We start from the raw sequence: 234 nt of genomic DNA, 5'->3' as shown, positions 1-234 counted from the left end.
CGTCCTTCAAGGACGAAGCGCGCAAGCTGCTGACGCCGGAGGTCATCAACGACAACCTCGCCAAGATGAAGCAGTCGTTCTCCCGTTACCTGCGTTTCGGTGACGGCCCGAACGACGCACTCATGGTCAACAATGCCGACTGGCTGCTCGAGCTCAAGTACATCGACTTTCTGCGCGACATTGGCCGCCATTTCTCGGTCAACCGCATGCTCTCCTTCGATTCGGTGAAGCTGC

General features: G+C 58.1%; 1 pseudogene. It reads left to right on the top strand.

Annotation, left to right across the window (positions count from 1 at the left end):
- Positions 1 to 234, top strand: a pseudogene (locus ACKX14_RS16500) (tyrosine--tRNA ligase); the annotation flags it as partial.

The organism is Thermorhabdus hydrogeniformans, from assembly GCF_049310025.1.
Classification (GTDB): domain Bacteria; phylum Bacillota; class Thermosediminibacteria; order Thermosediminibacterales; family Tepidanaerobacteraceae; genus JBJYKD01.
The sequence above is the reverse complement of the archived record's forward strand: the minus strand, read 5'-3'. Positions and strand labels throughout refer to the sequence as shown.